We start from the raw sequence: 15,886 nt of genomic DNA, 5'->3' as shown, positions 1-15,886 counted from the left end.
CTTGAAACGCCGTAGACCGGAGCCGCCGCCCACATGTCCCTTCATCTGTTCAACAATGTCAAAGAGCCGACAAAAACACCGGCACAGCTCCCTTACCCCTTTTTCTCGGGGCGGTCAGCGCGCCAGGTCTGTTGTGACTGCCTCGGCGACCAAGTCGGCCACCGCTGCGGTGACACCCATCTAGGCGGGCCGCCCCTGCCCGTCAACACCAAATTGCACTTTTACGACATTTGTGGGGGAACCATGCCGTCACGCGGCTTACAACGCCTCTGGCAGGTCTGCCCGGAGCCTACCTCGCCGATGGCTTGGGCAGTGGCGCCTTACCCGTCCGCCGGATAGGATAAGCCATGGAATCGAGACGGATCCGGCGGGTGGTCATCTTGGGCGGCGGGACTGCCGGGTGGATGACGGCGGCAGCCCTGTCACATAGCTTCGGCGCCGCGATGACCGTTACCCTGCTCGAATCGGAGGAGATCGGCACCGTCGGGGTGGGTGAAGCGACGATCCCGACGATTCACTGGTTCAACTCGCTGGTCGGGCTCGACGAGGCCGACTTCCTGCGGGCGACCAAGGCGACGTTCAAGCTCGGCATCGCGTTCGTCGATTGGCGCGCACCGGGCCACCGCTATTTCCATCCTTTCGGTCATTATGGCGCGGCGTTGCCCGGCGTCGCCTTCCATCATCGCTGGCTGAAGGCGGCGGCCGACGGCCTCGCGATGACGCTCGGCGCCCTGTCGCTGGCGGAAGGGCTCGCCGACGAAAACCGGTTCGCGCGGCCGAGCGGCGACGCACGGTCGATCCTGTCGACCCTCGGTTACGCCTATCATTTCGACGCCGGCCTCTATGCGGCCCATCTGCGTCGGGTGAGCGAGACTCGCGGCGTGGTGCGCGTCGAAGGCCGGCTGCATACGGTGGAGCGTCACCCGGACACCGGCTTCGTCAGCGCTTTGACCACGTCGCGGGGCGAGCGGCTGGAGGGCGATCTTTTCATCGATTGCTCCGGCTTTCGCGCGCTGCTGATCGACGGCGTCGTCGGCGAACCTTTCGAGGACTGGTCGCACTGGCTGCCCTGCGACCGCGCCGTGGCCGTGCCCTGCGCACGGGTCGCCGCCACCACGCCCTACACCCGATCCACCGCCCGCGCCGCCGGCTGGCAGTGGCGCATTCCGCTGCAGCATCGCACCGGGAACGGCTATGTCTATGCCAGCGACCAGTGCAGCGACGATGCCGCCATAGCGACGTTGCTGGCCAATCTGGACGGCGAGCCCTTGGCCGAGCCGCGGCTGCTGCGCTTCAAGGCGGGCGTGCGGCGCCGGCCGTGGCGCGACAATGTCGTGGCGATCGGCCTGTCGTCGGGCTTCCTCGAACCGCTCGAATCGACCAGCATCCATCTAATCCAGAGCGGCATCGCCAAATTGCTGACGCTGTTCCCCGATCGCGATTGCGATCCGGCGCTGGCGTCACGCTTCAACACGACGTTCGCGCGCGATATGGACGGGATCAAGGATTTCCTGATTCTCCATTACCATGCGACCGGCCGCGAAGAGCCGCTCTGGCGCCACTGTCGAACGATGCCCCTGCCCGACGGCCTGCGCGAGCGGATCGCACAATATCGACGATCGGGACGGCTGATCCTCGATCCGGACGAATTGTTCCGCGAGGCGAGCTGGCTTGCGGTGCTCGATGGCCAGGGAATGAAGGCGCAGGGTTATAATCCGCTTGCCGATGCGATCGATCCGGCCGCCAATCGCGCGCAGGTCCAGCAGATCGCCGACGTCATTGCGCGGGCTGTGCCGACACTGCCCATGCACGACGCGGTGCTGGCGCAGATGATCGGCACGCCGTCGTGACGCCGCCGGACATCGTTGCGCGCCGCATCGGCAACGAGGCGGAGCCGATCGCGATCATCGACGGCTTCCACCCCGATCCCGATGCGTTGCGCAGCCATGCCGCAACCGCGCCCTTCGAGCCCGGCCGCCACCATTATCCCGGCCTGCGCGCCAGCCTGCCCGCCACCTATTTCGCCGCGGTGCGACCGGCGCTGACCCGCGCGCTCGCCGGGGTGTTCGATCATGACGGCGCGCTGGCGCTGCTCGATTCGAGCTATGCCCTGGTCACCACGCCGCCCGCGCGACTGACGCTGCCGCAGCGCCTGCCGCACGTCGACGCCGTCGATCCGGGCCGGATCGCCCTGGTCCATTATCTCGACCCCGACGGCGGCGACGGCACCGCATTCTACCGGCATCGCAGCACCGGGTTCGAGCGGCTCGATCGTGCCCGTGCGCCGATCTATTTCGAGCAGCTCGACGCCGAACTGCGTCACGGCGGCGTGCCCGCCCCGGCCTATAGCCACGGATCGACGCCGCTGTTCGAGCGGATCGCGCTGGTCGAGGCGCGCTACAATCGCGCCGTCCTCTATCGCAGCGCGTTGCTCCACAGCGGTGCGATCGCCCCCGATGCGGTGCTGAGCGACGATCCCACGCGCGGCCGGCTCACGATCACCGCGTTCCTGGCGCCAGGCTGACCCGCGGCGGCTGGACGGCGAGGTAGACGGTGCTCCACAATTGCGCCGCGTTCGATTCGTCGACGTCCTGCTTGCCGGCGCCAAACGGGACGACGGCATAGCGGCCGTCGGCGAAGGCCCAGGACCAGAGTTCCGAGCTCTGTGTCGCGCGCGTAGCCTGGATCGCGCGCCATAGCCGCGCCTGCGCCTCCGTCAGCCGGCTACGCGTCGCCGGCGGCAGGTCGGTCCGCGCCAATTGCCGTTCGAGGCCGGCGGCGAACAGCGCCTGCTGCCACGACCAGACCACCGCGCCATGATAAGCGGCGGGGGTGAACCGCGCCTGCGTCGCGGTGTCGGCCTGCGCGGCATTGGCGACGAGCAGGCCGATATCGGTCATCAGCCCGGCCGGGAACGGCCGCATCGCAGCGTCGACATAGGTATCGAGATCGGCGGCCGACGGGGTGGCGAACAGCAACGCGAAGCCCTCGTCGGAATGGACGATCTGCACCGGTTTGCCGTCGGCGGCGAGCGCGATGGCGTGGAAGACGAGCGGCTTGCCGCCGAGCGCGGCGAGCGCCGGCGCGGCAGGGATGCCGAGGCCCTGCGCATAGCCGCGCACCCGCGCCGCCGCGTCGGCAGCGGGGATCGTCACGCGGAACAGGTCCGGCACGCGCTGGCGCCAGACCTGCGCCGTGGCGCTCGCCGATGCGAGCATCGCGCGATCGTCGCCCGCCAGATACAGGTCGAGCAACCCGGCGGCGAGCAGCCGCGCCGCCGCATCGAGTGCGGCGGGCACGAACACCGCATTGACGTCATAGGGATAGCGCCCCCTCCCCAGCCCCTCTTCGCTGTCGCGCCACTGGCCGGTCATCCGGCCTGGCTTGAGGCCGATCAACTGGCCGACGGCGGGCGTCGCGGCGAACGGCCGCGCGTGCGCGACGACGAAGCGGAGGTTGCGGACCAAGGCGGCGCCAGCCGGTTCGGTCTTGCCGGGAATGCCCTCGTCGACCAGTCGCGCGGCGAGGAAGCGCTGCGCCGCGGCGCGGTCGCCGCGGTCGAGCAGGTAGCTCGCCGCCACCGGCGCGAGCATGTAATCGTCGTCGATCATCGCATAATCGAGCACGGCGGCATCGCCGCTGCCGCCGTGCTGGCGACGATCGACCACGGCGAACTCGCCGATCCCCTCTTCATGCGCGACGTCGCCCGACGAGTCGAGCCGCGCCAGCACCGACCCCAGCCCCGCCTCGATCGCGCGCGGTTGCAGGACCGGCATCAGCAGGCGCAGCGACATCAAGGTGTCGCGGCCGAAATAGGTCTGGAACCGCCACGAACCGGCGAGGAACTTCTCGCGGTAGCTGAGGAAGCGCAGCGCGTTGCGCGCGACCGGATCGGCGGCGGCCTTGGCGTTGAGCAACTCGGCCGGCGTCAGCCCGTGCAAGGGCGTCTCGCCGCTGGACGCGGTGATCTCCAGCCGGATCGGCTGGCCGGGTGCGGCGGTGATCGCCCCGTCGGCGATCCGGCCGGCGCGCACGCGGACCTGCAGCAGATAGCCCGGCGCGCCGTCGAGCCGGGCCCGTCGCCAGGTGATCGTATCGCCCGTCACGACCGGATCGACCGCCAAAGCCTCGGGGAAACGGCCGACCGACTGATAGTCGCGCAGGAAGCGGACGCTCGACAGCACCGCCTGTTTGATCCGCAGCCGCGGCGCGTCGATGCTGGCGACCGCGACGATCGCCGGCTGCGGCCCGGCGACACCGGCGGCCGAGGCGGCGCGCGGCGGTTGTTCGAGCCGCCATGTCGCGGGACGGGCGAGCGGCTCGAACCACAATCCGACGCCGCTGTTGCCCGCCGGGAAAGCGACGAGGATGCGTGGGTCGCTGCCGTTGCGGAGCAGCAGATGCGCCGCGACCGGACCATCGCGCAGGAACGCGTTGAGGTTCTGCCCCTCGGTGACCTGATAGGCGAGTTCGGGCGCGGACCGTTGCTGCGCCCCCGCCCATGTCGCGCCGCCGATCGCCGCGCCGGCGAGCAGCGCCAATATCAGGGTCTTCATCTCACCACTCCTCGATGGGGCCGACGCCATCGTTCGAACCGATCGTTGGCCAGGCCCGCTTTCGTGATCCCGCATGGACTATCGTCTATGAGCGCAAACGGGGTCGATCTCCTTTGACGCCCACTTCGTCACACCCGACCCGTTCGAGACCGTGGGCAGACATCTTGTGTACCCCAGCGAAGGCCGGGACCCAGTTGGGAAGGCCTTTGTAATTCACTACAAACCTTCGCCCAACTGGGCCCCGGCCTCCGCCGGGGTACATGCTTGGTGGGTCAGGGACCGGGTCTCGCAAAGGTCTTCAACCCGTCCGGGGTGACGGATCTTCTGGAGAAGCCGGTCGCACCTTATCATCCCGGCGATAGGCGTCCGCCCGGTCAGAAGCGGAACGTCACCGATCCGCCATAGGTCGGGCCGACGATGCCGCGGGCGTAGAAATAGCCGTCGGTGATCGCCTGCGTCTGCCCCTGGCGCGGATTGCCCTCGGTCAGGCCGACGACGTTGAAGATGTTCTCCGCATTCACCGCCACCTGCAGCTTCTCGGTGACGTTGAGCGTCACCCCGGCGCTGGTCACGCCATAACTCGGCAGCGCGACGCCGTTGCCGGCATCGGCGAAGATCTTGCCGATATATTTATAGCGGCCGAAGATCTCCCCGAGACCGTTGGGCAATTGGATCGCCGGGGTGACGGTCCACAGCGACGCGGGCGTCCGTTCGGGACGATTGCCGGCATAGCCCGGGTCGGTGACACCATCGAGCTGGAGGTTGACCAGTTTCGGGTCCTGGAACACGCCCTGGAAATCGACCGAGAACCAGCGGATCGGCCGCACCAGCACGTCGACCTCGACCCCCTTGGTGCGCAGATCGGCGTTGATGTTCTGCTGCACCGCCGGATTGGCAGGATTGGCGAAATTGTAATTCTGGTCGTCGAAATTGGTGCGGAACACCGTCACCGATCCGGTGAACAGACGGCCGTATTGATACCGCAGCCCCGCTTCGTAGAGCTTGATCGTCGTGATCGGATCGATGTTGTTGGTCTGGAAGCCGTCGGCATAGCGGGCGTAGATCGAGAAGTTCGGCGTGAAGAGATAGTTGGCGCCGACCGTCCAGGCGATCTTCGACTGGCTGAGCTTGCCGTCGGTGCCCGTCCGGCTGACGTTGGTCGGGGCATATTGGCCGTTGAAGGTCGGCCCGACGGTGCGGATCACGCCGCCCTGGCTGGCCGGCACCGCCTGGTTGGTCGCCGCCGATACACCGTCGAACGCGGTCGCGGTGTCGCGTTCCCAGCGGATGCCGCCGTCGATGCGCAGATGATCGCCGAGCGCGATCTCGTCATTCGCATAGAGCGAGACGGTCTCGTCCTTGCGCTCGCGGATGCCGTTGCCCCAATCGCCGTAGGAGACGAGGCCGCTGTCGGTCAGCGTACCGATCACCGCATTGGCGCCGTTCAGCGCGACGATGTCGTAGATGTCGCTGTTGTTCTTGACGTCGTTGACGACGCTGGCGGTCGCCGACTGATCCTGGCTGCGTTTGACGTTGTAATACATGCCGCCGACGGTCAGCGAGTTCTTGATCGCGCCGAATTGCGTTTCCCAGCGCGCGCCGATGTTGCTGCCGAAATCCTTGCCGTGGACGGCATCGTGGTTGAGCGTCGTGCGCTGGAGGAAGCCGTTGCCGTTGAGCGCGTTGAGCGCCGCGGTCTGGTCCGAGCCGAGCACCACGCCGGTGCGCAGGTTGCGGATGCCGAAACGGGTGGTGGCGGGGAAAGCGGCGAAGCCGGCACGCAGCACGTCGATGATCGGCGAGCGTGCCGGATCGGGGGTCAGATAGTCGACCGCGCTGGCGAGGCCCGCGTTGCCCGTCCCCGACCCCGGGAACAGGCCGTTAAAATCGTATTTGTAATCGATGTAGCGCGAGCGCGCGAACAGGCTGATCGTCTCCGACACCGGCACGTCGATATCGAGCCGCGCCTGGTTGTAGAGCGAGCGGATGCCGTCGCGATAGCGGAACGGCCGGTAGCCGCTGGGATGCGCGAAGGTCGATACCGGCACGTTGATCGAGGTGAAGGCGTCGCCGCCGATATTGTCCTTCTGGATGTTGAAGCCGGGAATGCTGGCGGGGTCGCCATTGTCGTAGCGATACGGCGCCGACGCGTAATAAGCGGTCTCGATGTCGCCGCGGCGGCCGGACAGGCGAATCGATCCGCCACCGGGCAGCCGGTATTCGAGTGCGCCCTTGATCCGATAGCCGGCATAGTCGAACGGGTTGCGGCGCACGCCGGGGCTGCTTTGCACATAGCCGCCGAAGTTGAACGCCAGATTGTCGGCGAGCGGCGCCGAATAATAGAAATCCGCGCGCTTGAGCCCGTAGTTGAAGCCGGTGAGACGGACCGCGCCCTCGAATTCCTTGAAATTCGGGCGCTTGGAAATGAAATTGATCGTCGCGCCGGCGCCGTTGACGGTCAGCACGCCCGACGAACCGCCCTTGACCGCCTCTAGCCGATCGATCGTCAGATCCTGCTGGAAGAAGAAGTCGGCACCGCCGCCGCCATAGAGGATCGGCATGCCGTCTTCCTCGAGCTGGACGAAGCGCTGGCCGCCGCCCTGCAGGCCGCGGACGGAATAATTGTTCGACGATTCGCCCGCGGTCGCCTCGACGAAAATGCCCGGGACTAGTTCGAGCATATCCGCGGTCGAGCGCGGCGCGCGCCGGTCGATCGCCTCACGCGTCGCATAGGTGATGTCGGCGGACGAGGTGATCAGCGGGCGGTCGCGGGTGGTCTGGCCGGTGACGACGATATCCTGGAGATCGTCGTTCGCTTCGGCCGGGGCCGTCGTGGCGGCAGGCGTACCGGCCTGCGTGTCCGTCTGGGTGGCGCCCTGCGTGGTGGGCTGATCGCCCGGCACCGTCTGTGCCGCGGCGGCGAAAGGCAAGGTCGCGGCACCTGCGAGCAGCAGGGCGCGAATACCAACATGGTCGGTGCGCATCATGTCTCCCCTAAATACGTCTGCCGTTCTTTGACGGTTGAGCGAGTTGTTATACCTTTCGGGCACTTAGCAACAGCAGTCGGAGCGAAATCGGACCAGAATGGGTGGAGCCTGTGGCGGCGGAGACACAGCCGGATCTCGAGGGTGCGGTGCGCCGAAGCTTGCGCCGGTGCGGAAATTCGCTATAGGCCCCCGCTTCGCGATGCGTCCGGTTGTCGGTGGCGTCCAGCGGCCGGCGTTTCGTCGGTTGCCCGGGCGGCCCGTCGGGCTCATCGGTTTTCCGTAAGCCGATTTCTAGAACAAGGTGCCGAAATGGCCGTCCCTAAGCGAAAGACCTCTCCCTCCAAGCGCGGCATGCGTCGCAGCCACGATTCGCTCAGCATCGAATCGTTCCAGGAGTGCCCGAACTGTGGCGAGCTCAAGCGTCCGCACAATCTGTGCACCGCTTGCGGCCACTATAACGGCCGCGAGATCGTCTCGGTCGAGGGCTGAGCCCCTCCCCTCCCATCCGGATAAGCGCTGAACATGCCCGACACTTCCTGGATCGCCGTCGATGCGATGGGCGGCGACGAGGGGCTGGCGGTCATGCTCGCCGGCGTGGCTGCCGCCCGCCGGCGGTATGAAGGCATGCGCTTCTTCCTGGTGGGCGACGAGGCCAAGGTTGCGGAAGAGCTGAAGAGCCATCCCAACCTCAGCCAGCATAGCGAGATCGTCCACGCCCCCGAGACCGTCGGTTCGAGCGACAAGCCGAGCCAGGCGATCCGCCGCGCCAAGACGACCTCGATGGGTATCGCCATCGATCTGGTGAAACAGGGTCGTGCCGGCGCCGCCGTCTCGTCGGGCAATACCGGCGCGCTGATGGCGATGGCCAAGCTCGCGTTGCGCACCCTGCCCGGCATCGACCGGCCGGCGCTCGCCGCGCCCTTGCCGACGCTCGGCGACAATGACGTCGTGATGCTCGATCTCGGTGCCAATACCGAGGTGGATGCGCGCAACCTCGTCCAGTTCGCCGTCATGGGTGCCGCCTACGCGCGGACGATCATGGATCTCGACAGCCCCCGTGTCGCGCTGCTCAACATCGGCAGCGAGGACCAGAAGGGCACCGACGAGATCCGCGATGCCGCCGCGGTGCTGAAAGGGCAGACGCATCTGCCGCTGACCTTCACCGGCTTCGTCGAGGGCAACCAGCTCGCCCGCGGCAATCACGACGTGATCGTCTGCGACGGCTTCGCCGGCAATATCGCGCTCAAGACCGCCGAGGGCACCGCGCGCTTCGTCGCCGACCTGCTCAAGCGCGCGTTCAGCTCGTCGGTCCGCTCGAAGGTCGGCTTCCTGATCTCGCGTCCGGCAACCGAGCTGCTGCGCGATCACCTCGATCCCAACAATCACAATGGCGCGGTCTTCCTCGGCCTCAACGGCATCGTCGTGAAGAGCCACGGCAGCGCCAACGAGCGCGGCGTCGCCACCGCGATCGGCAATGCCGCCAAGATGGTCCGCGCCGACCTGACCCGCCGCATCGCCGACGATCTCGGCAATTTCGAGAAGAAAGCCGCATGATCCGTTCGGTCGTCCTCGGCACCGGCTCGGCGCTGCCCGAGCGGCGCGTGTCCAACGCCGATCTGGAACAGCAGCTCGACACCAGCGACGCCTGGATCGTCGAGCGCACCGGCATCCGCTTCCGCCACATTGCCGGTCCGCACGAGACGACCGCGACGCTCGCCGCCGACGCCTGCCGCGCCGCGCTCAATTCGGCCGGCGCCGCCGCCGCCGACATCGACCTGATCGTCCTCGCCACCGCCACCCCCGACCAGACCTTTCCGGCGACCGCCACTAAGGTGCAGGCGATGCTCGGCATCGACGATTGCGTCGCCTTCGACGTCGCCGCGGTCTGTTCGGGCTTCCTCTATGCGGTGCAGGTCGCCGATTCGATGCTGCGCACCGGTGTGCATCGCCGCGCTCTGGTGATCGGCGCCGAGACGTTCAGCCGCATCCTCGACTGGGAGGATCGCACCACCGCGGTGCTGTTCGGCGACGGCGCCGGCGCGATCGTGCTCGAAGGGCAGGAGAGCGATGCGGAAAGCGGCCGCGGCATCCTCGCCACCAAGCTCCACGCCGACGGCCGCCACAACGATCTGCTCTACGTCGACGGCGGCCCGTCGACCACCGGCACCGTCGGCAAGCTGCGGATGAAGGGGCGCGAGGTGTTCCGCCACGCCGTCGTCAATCTCGCCGCGGTGCTGGAAGAGACATTGGTCATCGCCGGGCTGACCTCGGCGGATGTCGACTGGGTGGTGCCGCATCAGGCCAATGCCCGCATCCTCGACGCGACCAGTCGCAAGCTCGGCCTGTCGCCCGACAAGATCGTCGTCACCGTCGATCGCCACGCCAACACCTCGGCGGCCTCGGTGCCGCTCGCGCTCGACGTCGCGGTGCGCGACGGCCGGGTCCGCCAGGGCGAGATCGTCGTGCTCGAGGCGATGGGCGGCGGCTTCACCTGGGGCGCCGCGGTCGTCCGCTTCTGACAGCAATTCGTTCGTTTTTCCGGCCTTGCCGGGAACCTGACAACAAAGTCACTTTCGGACACGTCTGCTATCGTGTAACATTATACGCGGGCATCCTAGCAGATGGAGTGGGGCGAGCGTGTTGATGACTACTGTTGGAACACTGACGAGGGCGGACCTTTCGGAAGCCCTGCACCGTCAGATTGGATTGTCGCGGACCGAGTCGGCGAAGATCGTGGAACAGATTCTGACCGAAATGTGCGAGGCGCTCGCGCGGGGTGAGAACGTCAAGATTTCGGGCTTTGGCACCTTCGTCCTGCGCGACAAGGGCGAGCGGATCGGTCGCAATCCGAAGACCGGCGTCGAAGTGCCGATCGCGCCGCGACGGGTGCTGACCTTCCGCGCCAGCCAGATGATGCGCGAACGCATCGTCACCTCCAGCTGAGCCGCAAGGTCTCCGGCACGCCCAAGGCGAGCGGAGCGTTCAGGACGACCGGGGAAGTGTCGGAGGCGACAGGCCTCCCGCAGCATGTCCTGCGCTATTGGGAAACGCGTTTCCCGCAGCTGCGCCCAGTCACGCGTGCCGGAAACCGTCGCTATTACCGACCCGCAGACGTCGCCTTGGTGCGGCGTATCGATGCGTTGCTCAACGCGCAGGGCTATACCGTCCGCGGCGTCCAGCAGGTGCTGGCCCAATCCGCCCCGCCGGAAACTGGCCCCGGCGATAGGGCGCCCGACATATTTGCCGCGTTGCGCGCGATCCGCGACGATCTCGGCCGTGCGCTGACACAGGACGACGATACCACCTGACCGGTCGGATGAAGCGGAGTGCGAGGCGGCCGTAGCTGCCCCCTGCCCTATGTCTGGTGAAACCCTCTCCGTCAGTGCAGCGCAATCGCGGGTGACTGCGGTGATGAGGTCCTATCGATTTTCCACCTCATGTTCGTCACCCCAAAATATGTTCGAAACCTCTGCGAAGGTCCGCATCACCAGTGGATCAGCGCAGTGCTCCTGCGTTGGCAGGAGCATTCGAGGGCTTTCGCAGATGTCTCGGCTTGTTCCAAGGTGACGGCAGAGGTTTGGAAGACGGCAGGCGCGTCCAGATGAGCGTCTGACTGGCTCGGACGAGTTTCCAAATTCCTTCCGTCACCCCGGCCTTGCGCCGGGGTCCCGCTTCTCTGGTCGGTTCGAAGGAGCGGGATGCCGGATCAGGTCCGGCATGACGGGGGATGGGCCGTAGCAACACCCCGATCGATCATATGCAATAGCAGGAGAACCCAAGCCCCGCATGTCGATCCCGCCTAGCGCTCGCGCGTCGCGGCGAAGCGGACCTTGCTGTAGCGGTCGGCGATGTAATTGACCTCCCAGGCGCTCTTGGCGAGGAAGACCGGATTGCCGTCGCGATCCTTGGCCATCGCCGACCGGTTGAGATCCATGAAGTCCTTCAGATCGGCCGGGTTCTCCGCCGAGACCCAGCGCGCCGTCTCGAACGGCGCCGGCTCCAGCCCCGCCGCGACCTTATATTCCGCATCGAGTCGGCTGAGCAGCACCTCGAGCTGCAGCTGCCCGACGACGCCGATGATCCAGTTCGAGCCGATCTCGGGATAGAAGACCTGCGTCACGCCCTCCTCGGCCATATCGTCGAGCGCCTTGCGGAGTTGCTTGGTCTTGGTCGGGTCCTTGAGCTGGACGCGGCGCAGGATCTCGGGCGCGAAATTGGGCAGGCCGGTGAAGCGCACGTCGGCACGCTCCGACAGCGTATCGCCGACGCGCAGCGTGCCATGGTTGGGGATGCCGATGATGTCGCCGGGGAAGGCCTCGTCGGCAAGCTCGCGATTCTGCGCGAAGAACAGGATCGGCGAATGCACCGCGATCGGCTTGCCGTGGCCCGTCGGCGTCAGCTTCATGCCGCGCTTGAACGTCCCCGAACACAATCGCATGAACGCGATGCGGTCGCGGTGATTGGGGTCCATGTTCGCCTGCACCTTGAAGACGAAGCCGGTCACCTCGTCATTGTCGGGCGAGACGGGGGCGGGCTCGGCCGGCTGCGCGCGCGGCGGCGGCGCATGTTCGGCGAGCGCGCCGATCAGCTCGGCGACACCGAAATCCTTGAGCGCCGAGCCGAAATAGACCGGGGTCAGGTCGCCGTTGCGATAGGCCTCGGCGTCGAATTCGGGATAGCCCGCCTGCGCCAGCTCGATCTCCTCCGCCCAGCGCTCGGACAGCGTCGGGTCGGCCTCGGTCTTGCCGAGGAAGGCGCGGCTGTCGCCTTCGGGGCGGCTGATCGTGTTGGTGACGAGGTCGAGCACGCCCTCGAACTCGCCGCCCATGCCGACCGGCCAGCTCATCGGCGCGACGTCCAGTGCGAGCATGTCGGCGATCTCGTCGAGCAGTTCGAAGATCGGGCGCCCTTCGCGATCGACCTTGTTGACGAAGGTGATGATCGGCACCGAGCGCAGGCGGCAGACCTCAAACAATTTGCGCGTCTGCGGCTCGATGCCCTTGGCGGCGTCGATCACCATCACCGCCGAATCGACCGCGGTCAGTGTGCGATAGGTGTCCTCGCTGAAATCCTCGTGGCCCGGCGTGTCGAGCAGGTTGAAGGTGATGCCCTCTCGCTCGAACGTCATCACCGACGAGGTAACCGAAATGCCGCGCTGCTGTTCGATCTTCATCCAGTCCGAGCGCGCGCGGCGATTCTGGCCGCGTGCCTTGACCTCGCCGGCGAGATGGATCGCACCGCCGAAATAGAGCAGCTTTTCGGTCAGCGTGGTCTTGCCCGCGTCGGGGTGGGAGATGATCGCGAAGGTGCGGCGGGGGGAGGTCACTGGCAGTATCCGGCTGGCGGGCGACCCGGGCGCGGGTCGCGGAAGGTGGAGGTGACGGAGCGTCGGGGTCGGCAGCGCCCCACCCGGTTCGGCACGCTTGCGGGCGGCCGACTGCGGAAGAGGCGTGTCGTCGCGGCGCTTTGCCAGATGTAGGGCGTGGAGGACAGAGGGGTTGGGGATGCCCCCCTCCCCTCCGTCATCCCCGCGAAGGCGGGGATCCAGACGCGCAGGGTCCGGATAGAGTCGCGACGTCCGCGCGTATGGATCCCCGCCTGCGCGGGGATGACACATGTCGGGAAGATCCCGTCACCCCTTCAGCGTCACGCTCATTTCAATCCGCTTCTCGCCGCCGGCCGGCACTTCGAACACGCCGGGCTTGTCACGATACTCACCCGTATAGCCCTCGGGATCGGCGATACCGTGCCACGGCTCGACGCAGACATAGGCAGCGCCGGGCTTGGTCCAGACGCCGAGCATCGGCGTGTCGGGGAAAGCGACGCGCAATTGCGGCCCGTTTGCCGCGCCATAGGTCACGCCCTGCGAGCGGATATGGTCCCACACCAGCGCGTCCTCGGTGAACAGATCGTCGCGCAGCGCCAGTTCGCGGCCGGCGAGCGGCGACGGGCGGCGCGTTTCGGCGATCGTGCCGTCGGCGGCGATGGTGCGCAATGCGTCGGGCTCGTCGGCGTCGAACTGGATGCGGTGCGCGGCGCGATCCTCGCCATAAGGCAGCGGCCACGCGAAGGCGGGATGGAAGCCGAAGCTCGCCGGCAGCGGCGCGTCCGCCGGATTGGCGATCCGCGCCTCGATCGACAGGGTCGCGCCCTCGATCCGGTAGGTCAGTTCGAGACGGAAGGCGAACGGATAGGCCGCGCGCGTCTCGGCACTGTCGGTCAGCGCGAAGGTGACGCGATCCTCCGCCGCCTCGATCACCTCGAACAGCGAGCGTCGGGCGAAGCCGTGCTTCTTCATCGGATAAGCGGTGCCGTCGACGCGGATCGTCTCCTCGAACGGCATGCCGATGACCGGGAAGAGGATCGGCGCATGCCCGGTCCAGAAGGCCGGATCGGCATCGGTCATCAACTCGCGCCCGCCGGCGTCGCGCAGATGCGTCAGCTCGGCGCCGAGCGGGTTGATCTGCGCGGTCAGCGCGATCGAGCGGATGGTGACGAGGTCGGTCATGCGCGGCCTTGTGCGTCAGCCGCGGCGCGATCGCAACCGCCCGTCCGTCAGGGCGCCATCGGGTCGAGCGGCGCCGCATCCGCCGCGGTCGGCGGCACCCAGCCTTCGGCGGCGGAGGCGTCGGTGACCAGCACCGGCGTGCCCTTGCTGGTCACGCCGAACAGGTTCCTGGCGAAAGCGGTCGGCACGCGGATGCAGCCGTGCGAGGCGGGGAAGCCGGGATTCATCCCGGCGTGGATCGCGACGCCGTCCCAGGTCAGCCGCTGCATGAACGGCATCGGTGCGCTGTCGTAGATGTTGCTCTTGTGCACCTCCGACTTCTGCAGGATCGGGAAGGTGCCGAGCGGCGTGTCCTTGCCGTCCTTGCCGGTCGAAACGGTCGACGCGCCGATCAGGATCTCGCCGCGATAGACATAGGCCTTCTGGTCGGGGATCGAGATGACGATGCTGACCGGGCCGAGCGTGGCATCGTCGTTCCACAGGAATTTGTTGGGAGCGAGCGTGGTCACCTCGGGCGCGAGCGCATCGGTGGCGGCGGCGGCGAAGGCCGGAGCCGGTGCGATGGCGAGGGTAACGGCGGCGCCCGCCATGATGAGCCAATGCTTCATTTTGTCGTCGTCCTTTCGCTTCCCCCTTCTGCCGGCTCAACGCGCGACTCCGCGGATCGTGCCGAACCCGATTCGGGACCAATCGAGGGCCGCTCGCGGCCAACCGTGCAACCAGAACGCCGATCGGGGGGTGCGGTGGGCGAAAATTAAGTCCGTTGCTGCTATATGACTGTTAGCGGGATTGACCGGGGCTTTTGAAATTTTGATGCATACTGAGCATGATAGCGCACGCGACCGACGGGCTCTGCTGAAGAACGGGCTCGTGCTCGCGGCGACGCTGGCACTGCCCGGCACGCTGTCGGCGACGCCGCGTCGCCTCACCCAGCGCGATCTGCGGCCGATGACCGAACCGCCCGTTCCCGCTCCGCGGGCGATGGTGGCGGCGCGACCGATCACCTCGTCGCGCGTCGTCCGCCCCGACCTGATGCGCCAGGCGCTCGCCGCACTGAGCCAGCACGGTCGCCGCATCCCGCAGCGCGACCGGATCGCGATCGCCGACATGGCGGCGCCGTCGTCGGAAGCGCGCTTCCATCTCGTCGATCTCGTCTCGGGGCGCAGCCAGTCGTTCCTCGTCGCGCACGGCAGCGGCTCGGACCCGGCGCATACCGGTTTCCTCAAGCGTTTCTCGAACGAGCCCAATTCCAACGCCTCGTCGGAAGGCGCGTTCGTCACCGCGGATTATTACGTCGGCAAGCACGGCCGCTCGCAGCGGCTGATGGGGCTGGACGCGACCAACGACAATGCGCTGGCGCGCGCGATCGTGGTCCATTCGGCCTGGTATGCCAACCGCGACATGCTGCGCACGCACGGCATGCTCGGCCGCAGCCAGGGCTGTTTCGCGGTCGGCGAAAGCGACCTCGCGCAGGTGTTCGAGCAGCTTGGGCCGGGGCGAATGATCTACTCGACCAAGGTGTGAGGGCGTTTACCGCACGGTACTGCGCCGCGCTGAGGTTCGGAACGAAACCGCATAAGACCCGTCACCCCGGACTCGTTCTGGGGTCCACCGTTCCGCAGGCTCACGCTCGCGCCTCCAGCAAGTCTCCCCGCCGCAGAGTGGACCCCGGAACTAGTCCGGGGTGACGAAGGAGTACGAGATATCCTTTATTCCTCCCCCGCCAGGGGGAGGTGGCAGGGCGAAGGCCTGACGGAGGGGGAGGATACGGCGGACTTGGCCGTATGCGGCAACGCCCCCTCCACCATTCGCTTCGCGAATGGTCCCCCTCCCCC

The 15,886-nt window shown here is 67.1% G+C and carries 13 protein-coding genes; 8 read left to right on the top strand and 5 right to left on the bottom strand.

Annotated elements, in window-relative coordinates:
• Positions 1–347: 347 nt before the first annotated feature.
• Complete coding sequence (locus AC07UH_RS14275) at positions 348–1,850, top strand: tryptophan halogenase family protein (protein WP_495181574.1); 1,503 nt, start codon at positions 348–350, stop codon at positions 1,848–1,850.
• Positions 1,847–2,524, top strand: coding sequence for a DUF6445 family protein (locus AC07UH_RS14270; RefSeq protein WP_495181575.1), 678 nt, complete (start codon positions 1,847–1,849; stop codon positions 2,522–2,524). The genes AC07UH_RS14275 and AC07UH_RS14270 overlap by 4 nt, the downstream gene beginning before the upstream one ends.
• Here AC07UH_RS14270 and AC07UH_RS14265 read toward each other — a convergent pair.
• Complete coding sequence (locus AC07UH_RS14265) at positions 2,499–4,556, bottom strand: hypothetical protein (RefSeq protein ID WP_495181576.1); 2,058 nt, start codon at positions 4,554–4,556, stop codon at positions 2,499–2,501. The genes AC07UH_RS14270 and AC07UH_RS14265 overlap by 26 nt on opposite strands.
• Positions 4,557–4,930: 374 nt before the next feature.
• Positions 4,931–7,540, bottom strand: coding sequence for a TonB-dependent receptor (locus tag AC07UH_RS14260; protein ID WP_495189899.1), 2,610 nt, complete (start codon positions 7,538–7,540; stop codon positions 4,931–4,933).
• Between the two features lie 312 nt (positions 7,541–7,852).
• Here AC07UH_RS14260 and rpmF point away from each other — a divergent pair, with 312 nt between their 5' ends.
• From rpmF to AC07UH_RS14235, 5 genes are all read left to right on the top strand, one after another.
• Positions 7,853–8,032 carry a 50S ribosomal protein L32 gene (rpmF, locus tag AC07UH_RS14255; RefSeq protein WP_037532429.1) on the top strand — a complete coding sequence of 60 codons (180 nt, stop codon included), beginning with the start codon at positions 7,853–7,855 and terminating at the stop codon, positions 8,030–8,032.
• Between the two features lie 33 nt (positions 8,033–8,065).
• Positions 8,066–9,097: a phosphate acyltransferase PlsX gene (plsX, locus tag AC07UH_RS14250; RefSeq protein ID WP_038665979.1), complete on the top strand. Its 1,032-nt coding sequence runs from the start codon at positions 8,066–8,068 to the stop codon at positions 9,095–9,097.
• Positions 9,094–10,062 (top strand): beta-ketoacyl-ACP synthase III, encoded by a 969-nt coding sequence (locus AC07UH_RS14245; protein ID WP_495181578.1) that lies wholly within the window; start codon positions 9,094–9,096, stop codon positions 10,060–10,062. The genes plsX and AC07UH_RS14245 overlap by 4 nt, the downstream gene beginning before the upstream one ends.
• Before the next feature lie 124 nt (positions 10,063–10,186).
• Positions 10,187–10,486 carry an integration host factor subunit alpha gene (locus tag AC07UH_RS14240; RefSeq protein WP_038665973.1) on the top strand — a complete coding sequence of 100 codons (300 nt, stop codon included), beginning with the start codon at positions 10,187–10,189 and terminating at the stop codon, positions 10,484–10,486.
• Complete coding sequence (locus AC07UH_RS14235) at positions 10,483–10,851, top strand: MerR family transcriptional regulator (protein WP_495181666.1); 369 nt, start codon at positions 10,483–10,485, stop codon at positions 10,849–10,851. The genes AC07UH_RS14240 and AC07UH_RS14235 overlap by 4 nt, the downstream gene beginning before the upstream one ends.
• Before the next feature lie 491 nt (positions 10,852–11,342).
• On the opposite strand, the gene AC07UH_RS14230 is transcribed toward AC07UH_RS14235, so the two are convergent.
• The 3 genes from AC07UH_RS14230 to AC07UH_RS14220 form a co-directional block, all read right to left on the bottom strand.
• A complete protein-coding gene (locus AC07UH_RS14230; protein WP_137899614.1) occupies positions 11,343–12,869 on the bottom strand; it encodes a peptide chain release factor 3 in 1,527 nt (508 codons plus the stop codon).
• Positions 12,870–13,175: 306 nt separating this feature from the next.
• A complete protein-coding gene (locus AC07UH_RS14225; RefSeq protein ID WP_495181579.1) occupies positions 13,176–14,051 on the bottom strand; it encodes an aldose 1-epimerase family protein in 876 nt (291 codons plus the stop codon).
• Between the two features lie 47 nt (positions 14,052–14,098).
• Positions 14,099–14,659, bottom strand: a complete 561-nt coding sequence (locus tag AC07UH_RS14220; RefSeq protein ID WP_495181580.1) for a L,D-transpeptidase family protein — start codon at positions 14,657–14,659, stop codon at positions 14,099–14,101.
• A gap of 205 nt (positions 14,660–14,864) precedes the next feature.
• Here AC07UH_RS14220 and AC07UH_RS14215 point away from each other — a divergent pair, with 205 nt between their 5' ends.
• Complete coding sequence (locus AC07UH_RS14215; RefSeq protein ID WP_038665961.1) at positions 14,865–15,575, top strand: murein L,D-transpeptidase catalytic domain family protein; 711 nt, start codon at positions 14,865–14,867, stop codon at positions 15,573–15,575.
• Positions 15,576–15,886 lie beyond the last annotated feature (311 nt).

It is taken from the genome of Sphingomonas sp. GW821-FHT04B01, from assembly GCF_059420425.1.
This window is presented reverse-complemented; position numbering and strand designations above follow the sequence as displayed.

Coding starts and splice junctions, on each gene's coding strand:
- AC07UH_RS14275 (WP_495181574.1), top strand. CDS start 348: ATGGAATCGAGACGGATCCGGCGGGTGGTCATCTTGGGCGGCGGGACT.
- AC07UH_RS14265 (WP_495181576.1), bottom strand. CDS start 4,556: ATGAAGACCCTGATATTGGCGCTGCTCGCCGGCGCGGCGATCGGCGGC.
- AC07UH_RS14260 (WP_495189899.1), bottom strand. CDS start 7,540: ATGCGCACCGACCATGTTGGTATTCGCGCCCTGCTGCTCGCAGGTGCC.
- rpmF (WP_037532429.1), top strand. CDS start 7,853: ATGGCCGTCCCTAAGCGAAAGACCTCTCCCTCCAAGCGCGGCATGCGT.
- plsX (WP_038665979.1), top strand. CDS start 8,066: ATGCCCGACACTTCCTGGATCGCCGTCGATGCGATGGGCGGCGACGAG.
- AC07UH_RS14245 (WP_495181578.1), top strand. CDS start 9,094: ATGATCCGTTCGGTCGTCCTCGGCACCGGCTCGGCGCTGCCCGAGCGG.
- AC07UH_RS14240 (WP_038665973.1), top strand. CDS start 10,187: ATGACTACTGTTGGAACACTGACGAGGGCGGACCTTTCGGAAGCCCTG.
- AC07UH_RS14225 (WP_495181579.1), bottom strand. CDS start 14,051: ATGACCGACCTCGTCACCATCCGCTCGATCGCGCTGACCGCGCAGATC.
- AC07UH_RS14220 (WP_495181580.1), bottom strand. CDS start 14,659: ATGAAGCATTGGCTCATCATGGCGGGCGCCGCCGTTACCCTCGCCATC.
- AC07UH_RS14215 (WP_038665961.1), top strand. CDS start 14,865: ATGCATACTGAGCATGATAGCGCACGCGACCGACGGGCTCTGCTGAAG.